This is a genomic window from Kutzneria sp. 744 (assembly GCF_000568255.1).
GTDB lineage: Bacteria > Actinomycetota > Actinomycetes > Mycobacteriales > Pseudonocardiaceae > Kutzneria.
The window spans coordinates 10,711,983-10,718,299 of record NZ_KK037166.1 but is presented as its reverse complement, the minus strand read 5'-3'; the positions used below and the strand labels follow the sequence as shown (position 1 = coordinate 10,718,299).

Below are 6,317 nucleotides of genomic sequence, written 5' to 3'. Positions count from 1 at the left end.
CGAGCAGCCTGGCGAAGGTTCGCGCCGTCGACGGACACCGTGCCGCCGTCGACCAGCCGAAGCCCGAAATGGGTCGAGGTGGCGTCGGCGTCCACCTGGAACGAGCCGGGGTGATCCGCCCCGACCGCCGCCGACTCCTCCCGGAAGGAGACGCCGACCTGCCGGCCGTCGGCCATGAGGGGCCGCCACCGGAGGCCCGTCAGGTCGACGTACCGGACGTCGCCGGTCCGAACATCGGTTCCCAGCAGGGGATCCGGCGTGGAGGAGAACACCTTCCACCGGCCGTCGGCCGCGAGCGAAAGCTCGTCGCGCCCGTCGGTGGGAGCAATCCGAATGTCGACGTCGGCGGTTGGGGCGAAGACCGGCATCCGGTGCCCGAACTCCGACGAGAGGGTCTCCTCGAACTCGCGCGCCAGGCTGTCGCCGCGCCGTTCGCGCGCGGAGTCTCCGACCAGCAGGGCCAGGGAATCCGGACGATCATGCGTGACCGCGCGGCCGAACACCTTGAGGTCCTGTACCACGTGGCCGAGCGTCGTGCCGTCCACCGCGACCTTGGCGCCGGAGGACAGGGTGAGGTGCACCTTGGGCGATTCTCCGTGGGCGGCGACGAAGAACGAGTTCCGGGCCCAGGGGGCAAGCCCGCCATCGGCCCTTGTCGGATCGCCATCACGCGCCCACTCGCGCTGCGTCGCGCGTTCCGGACCGACGTCGAAGGTCACCCCGATCGCCCGGCCACCCCGCTCCAACGGATACGCCCGCACCTGCGACGACCGGAACTCCACCCGCCGACCCGTAGCCAGATCGGTGCCCGACACGGTCACACGACGCACAGCCTTGGCGCCACCACGACCAAACCACGACCCGACCCGACGAGTGATCGGACCCGACACCGGACGAACCCACCGCCCAGTGGTGACATGGTGGCCCGCATCGTCGGCGGCCGGCGTGGACATGTCCACAGTGGACGTATGTTCGACGGCCGGAACCGGCTGCCACGCGGGCAGGTTCGGATCGTGCCGCAGGCCACCGAAGTTCGCGACGTACTCGGCGACCTCGTCCGGCTCCGGCTTCGGCGGCATCACCGCACCCAGCGTCATGCCGTCGTCATCACCGCCGTACACCGCCGCCAACGGCGTGTCCATCCGGTACGCAGTCGTATCGAAATCCCGGATCGGCCCGCCGACCTGCGTCTCACCGGGGTTGATGAACGCGATCGGCTCACCGGTCGCCGCCGAGACCTTCGTCGACAGCACCATGCCCACCGGGTGCGCCGGATCGGCCGGGTCGTAACCGGGCACGAAACGCCGGTCGTCGCCCGCCCCCATACCCGTGTGCCCCAGCGCCGCCATCGTGGCGATGTCCTTGTTCGCGGTGAACGGCACGAAACTGGTGTTCCGGGTGTCGTAGTCCGGGTGCAACCCCACACCCAGCGACGGAATCTCGCCGCCGTTGACCCGATGCCAGGTCGGATGCCACGACGAGATACCGCGATGCATCGTCAAGCCGTCCCCGAAGTACTGCCTGACCTGGTCGAACACCTCCTCACGTTCACGCTCGTCCGGGTTGTGCACGGCATCGACACTGATGAACACGTCATGACCGTCGAACTTGTAGAAGCCACCCTCACGATGCGCCGACAGCACGAGGCCATCGCCGAGATCCAACGACTCCGAATCGGGCGGCGGCTGCTCCCCGGTCTGGGTCGAGGGCCCGGTCTCCAAGGAGATGGCCGCCATGAAGTCCTGCGCCAGGCGGTCGCCAGACCGCTCGCGCGCGGTGTTGCCGACCACCAACGCCAGGGAATCCGGGCGGTCGTGCGTGACCGCGCGGCCGAACACCTTGAGGTCCCGCGCCACGTGCCCGAACGTCGTGCCGTCCACCGCGACCTTGGCGCCGGAGGACAGGGTGAGGTGCACCCGCTCCGCCTCACCCTGCGCGGCGACGAGGAACGGGCCATCGGCCACCGTGGAATCGCCCAGCCGCGCCCACTCACGCCGCGCCGCGCGTTCCGGGCCAACCTCGAAGGTCACCCCGATCGCCCGGCCACCCCGCTCCAACGGATACGCCCGCACCTGCGACGACCGGAACTCCACCCGCCGCCCCGTAGCCAGATCCGTACCCGACACGGTCACACGACGCACAGCCTTGGCACCACCACGACCAAACCACGACCCGACCCGACGAGTCACCACACCCGACAACGGGCGAACCCGCAGTCCGGCGACGAACCGACGACCCGTGGCGTCGGCTTGCACGGGCGTGTCCACAGTGGACCCGTGCTCGACAGTCACAACCGGTGACGTCTCCGCCGGTGGCGGCATCTCATCGCCGCGGGAATGACCGGCAGTGCCTGTTCGGCCGGGTGAATCTCCGTGGACCCGGGCGACGTCATCTGCCGCGGCGACTGCTCCGCGGCGACCTCGTGCGCGCTCTCCGACGCGTCCACGGCCGGAGTCGGTCCGCCCGTCTCGCCGGTGGAATGTCCGCCCTCGGTCGCCACGTCGACGACGTGCCCTTCGGCGTCGACGTGCCACCGCCGCCCGGTTCCCAAGTGGACGATCGAGAAGCCGTCCGGCAGCCGGCCGGCGAGGTCTTCGGCCACCGGCCCGACCCGGAACTCCCCGGTCGCCGCGGGTGTGCCCGCCAACTGGAACACCCGGCGTGCCGAACCCGCGACATCCCCCGGGTGGAAGGACACCTGGACCCGCAGACCCCGTGGCAGGTCGTCGGCGCCGGTCAACGGCAGGTCCGCGCTGAGCAGCTTCCCGTCGCGGTCGAACCGCCACTGCGCGAGCGGTGTGAGGGACGCCGGGCCACCGTCGAACCGCCAGGCCGCGAGCGGAGTGTGCCGCGTGATCACCACACCGGAAGGCGCACCCGAGCGGTCCCGCACCGTCACCACCGCGAACCCGCCCACCACCGGCTCCCCGGCCGGGCCCACCACCATCGGCAGCCCGCCGTGGAACAGCGCGAACTGCTCCGTCCCCGGTAGCCGCACCTCATGGGACTCCGGCTGCACTCGGGATCGAGGTTCCACCGCACGTCTCCCGCCGCGGCGGCGATGGTCACGCCGCCGTGGGGTTGCGACCACACTGCCCGGTCCGGCACCGGCGACCTGGTGGCGTCCACGACCTCCAGGCGCGCCTCACCGTCGGGACCGGCCGTCGACCGCAACCACAGCACATCGGGGCCCGGAGTCGCCACGGAGTCCGGCAGCGGCGGGAGGGCGTGATAGACGGCTCGCTCACCGGTGTCGGCTCCCGAGCGGGTCAGCGGCAACTCGTAGCGCCACACCCGCCCGTCGGCATCGAGATGCCATTCGCCGCCGTCCCGCCCCGGCAGCCGCACCACCAGCCCGTCGCCCTCGACCGGCACGAACTCCACCGACCCCTGACCGGAAGGCAACCCGTCCCGCTCCGCCAGCCGCGGACGCGCGACCCCGCTCGGCGCCTCGAACCGCACCACCCGATCCGCGCCCGGCAGCTCCACCGACCGGAACACGAACCGGCCGTCCGCGGCGAAATGCAAGGCGCCCACGCCATGACCCGACACGACGAACCCGCCACGTTCCCGCGGCGTCACCGACACCCCGGCGACCGGCACGCCGTCCGAACCCACCACCTCGAAATGCGATCCGCCGGGCAGAGCCTCGGTCTCGCTCTCCCGCAACCGCAACCCGTCCACGCCGAGCCCCGCCAGCGGAACCTCCCGCACGTGCGTCACTTCGGCGATCACGTCCAGCGGGGTCCGCTCCGGTTCCCGCGGACCGCGCGGGTCGGGGACCGCCTGCGCCTCGGGCTCGGCGGGCGCGGCCTCCTCGTCGTGGTGCTGGACGGATTCCTGTCCCTCCGACGCCGACCGCCACGGCGCGGCCAACTCCGAGAACCTGACGCGCCGGCCCGGCGCCTTCAGCCGCTCGACCAGATCCACCAGGCGCCGCCGTGTCTCGCGGTCGACGGGAACGTCCGCCCGCCGCATCGTCCCAGCCGCCGCACCAACGTGTCCAGGTGCTCGGCGGTGACAGGCGTGTCGGCGCCGAGCTTGAGCACTCGGCGAGCCAGGTCCGCCGTCCGCCGCACCGCCGCCAGCAACGGCACGGTCAGGTGCGCCGGTCCGCCGAATATCTCGCTGGCGAGCCCGGCGAGATGCCACACCCGCAACCCGGACTTCGCACCGACCTGTTCGGCCAACGGGTTGAGATCGTCACGTCGCACCAACGGACCCGAATCCGACAGCCGCCGCAACGCGTCCCGGAGCCGGTCCGCCTCCGCCTGCGCGGCCACCGGATCGCCCGACTCCCGGATCGGGAACTCCGGCGGCAGCTCCACCGCCTCGACCAGTTCGAACCTGGTGCGTATCGGCTCCCGGCCCTCGTGCTCATCGGTCCGCTCGGAGGTCCGGCGGGAGCCGACACTCATCCGGGCGCCGGGCAGCAGCAGCACCTCCTTCTCGTCCGGGGTCGCCGACAGGAACGAGATGTCCCGGCCGTGGTTTCCGGTGAGTCGGGCGTGCACCAGCACCGGGTGGGTCAGCACGGGCCGGTTGTGCGCGGCCTTGACCATGAACTCGGCGGCCTTGCCCTCGTCACGGCTGAAGCTGGTGAACTCACCCACGGAGATCAGCGAGCCGCCGAGGGCCGGCGGGATCAGCCGCCCGATCCCCGACGCGAGATCACCCAGCGCCCGCGTGCCACGCCACACCTCGCCACGCGCCGGCGGGCAATGGCCAAGGCGTCGGCCAACATCGCCGTGTGCGCCGCCATCTCCTTCTCGATGGCCGGCAGCAACGGCTCGACAGCGGCGTGGAGCTGCTCCTTGATGGCCGCCGTCTTCTCGTCGACCTCCTTGTCGATGGCGGGCAACACCGCCTTCGCGGCGGCGTGGAAGCGCTCCCTGTGCTCCGCCAGCTGCTCGGGCGTCATGCCCTGGTGCGGGATCGCCGCCAGCTCGTGGATGCCCGGCTTGTCCGCCAGCACGGGTGGCAGCGGCTGCGGGGCCGCGTCGTCGAGGTACTCGTCGACGTGTCGCGCCGCCTCGGCGAACGTCAGCTTCTTGGGCACCGTGTCGAGCACGGGGCGGAGCGCCTCGTGCTTGCGCAGCGTGAGCGGAACCTCGTGGTCCGGCCGCTCGCCGGAGAGGTACATGTCGAGCAGGCGCCGGACCTGGAAGCGCAGCGCCATCCGGGTGCCCCGGGACTGGAACCGGAGCAACACGTTGATCAGCGGGAAGGCCGGCCCGGTGTAGGCGATGACAGCGGCGAAGTGGGCCGGGCTCAACCGCTCCAGCACCTGCCGGGCCGTGATCGCGTTGTCCCGCATCCACTCGGCCGCGGCCCGGGTCATGTCGTCGCTCGGACGTTCGTCGACCAGCCGCTGGAAGGCCTGCCGGCGGTGGTCGGCGACGTCGATCCCCTCCGTGCCCAGCTCGCGGAACCCGCCGTCCTCGGGCAAGGTCCGCAGCTTCGCCCAGTACACGGCCTCATGCGGCAACATGCCGTCCGCGCCGACCAGCTCCCGCAACTCCTCCAACCGGACGCCGGGAACGGACCGGTACATGTCGGCCGCGTCGTCCAGCAGTCGCGTGGCCAGCGAGGGCACCGCGTCGGCCGCCCGCAGACCGCCGAGGACCGCCCTCAACGAATGGTCGCCGCCGGGCAGCATCGACCCCAGCACCGACAACGCCACACCGTCGGGATCCGCATCGGTGACATCCAGCAGCCGGAACGCGCTCCCGATCTTCGCCGCCGTCCGCGACGCGCCCGGGTCCAGATCCGGGCCACGGTCGGCCAGCAGGGACTCGGACCGACGCGACGTTGCGACGGACAGGCCCAGCTGCTCCGGCCGCGACCAGTCGCCCCGCCGCGCCGCCTCCGACAGCAGCGCCTTCAACGTCAGCGGGGAGTCGTCGCCGAACGCCGCACGGGAGAACGCCGTGACCAACTCACCGACGTTGCCCTGCCCCAGCAAGGCCTGAAGGTCCGCCGGAGCCGGGTCGTCCCTGACGAAGACCTTCGCGACCTCCTCGGCCGCGCGGTCGGGGAAGGCCTGGACGAGCACGTCGAACAGCCGCGACACGCCCTGCCGGGCCGCCCTCAATGATTATATACGGGTGGATGAACACGTCATGACCGTCGAACTTGTAGAAGCCACCCTCACGATGCGCCGACAGCACGAGGCCATCGCCGAGATCCAACGACTCCGAATCGGGCGGCGGCTGCTCCCCGGTCTGGGTCGAGGGCCCGGTCTCCAAGGAGATGGCCGCCATGAAGTCCTGCGCCAGGCGGTCGCCAGACCGCTCGCGCGCGGTGTTGCCGACCAC

Annotated in this window: 6 protein-coding genes; 1 reads left to right on the top strand and 5 read right to left on the bottom strand. The window is 71.6% G+C overall.

Annotated elements, in window-relative coordinates; genetic code table 11:
- The 5 genes from KUTG_RS62665 to KUTG_RS48565 all read right to left on the bottom strand — a co-directional run.
- Positions 1 to 2,141 (bottom strand): hypothetical protein (locus KUTG_RS62665; RefSeq protein WP_198047619.1); only part of this gene is annotated, 2,141 nt, incomplete at its 3' end.
- Between the two features lie 146 nt (positions 2,142 to 2,287).
- Positions 2,288 to 2,917 (bottom strand): hypothetical protein, encoded by a 630-nt coding sequence (locus KUTG_RS48580; protein WP_157495339.1) that lies wholly within the window; start codon positions 2,915 to 2,917, stop codon positions 2,288 to 2,290.
- Positions 2,896 to 3,930 (bottom strand): hypothetical protein, encoded by a 1,035-nt coding sequence (locus tag KUTG_RS48575; RefSeq protein ID WP_157495338.1) that lies wholly within the window; start codon positions 3,928 to 3,930, stop codon positions 2,896 to 2,898. The genes KUTG_RS48580 and KUTG_RS48575 overlap by 22 nt, the downstream gene beginning before the upstream one ends.
- Complete coding sequence (locus KUTG_RS48570; protein ID WP_043726747.1) at positions 3,909 to 4,700, bottom strand: hypothetical protein; 792 nt, start codon at positions 4,698 to 4,700, stop codon at positions 3,909 to 3,911. Before KUTG_RS48570 ends, KUTG_RS48575 begins: the two co-directional genes overlap by 22 nt.
- Positions 4,646 to 6,094 carry a hypothetical protein gene (locus KUTG_RS48565; protein ID WP_043726745.1) on the bottom strand — a complete coding sequence of 483 codons (1,449 nt, stop codon included), beginning with the start codon at positions 6,092 to 6,094 and terminating at the stop codon, positions 4,646 to 4,648. The genes KUTG_RS48570 and KUTG_RS48565 overlap by 55 nt, the downstream gene beginning before the upstream one ends.
- Positions 6,095 to 6,107: 13 nt before the next feature.
- Between KUTG_RS48565 and KUTG_RS64855 the strand changes: the two genes are divergently transcribed.
- On the top strand, positions 6,108 to 6,317 hold a 210-nt coding region (locus tag KUTG_RS64855; protein ID WP_232241350.1), incomplete at its 3' end, for a hypothetical protein.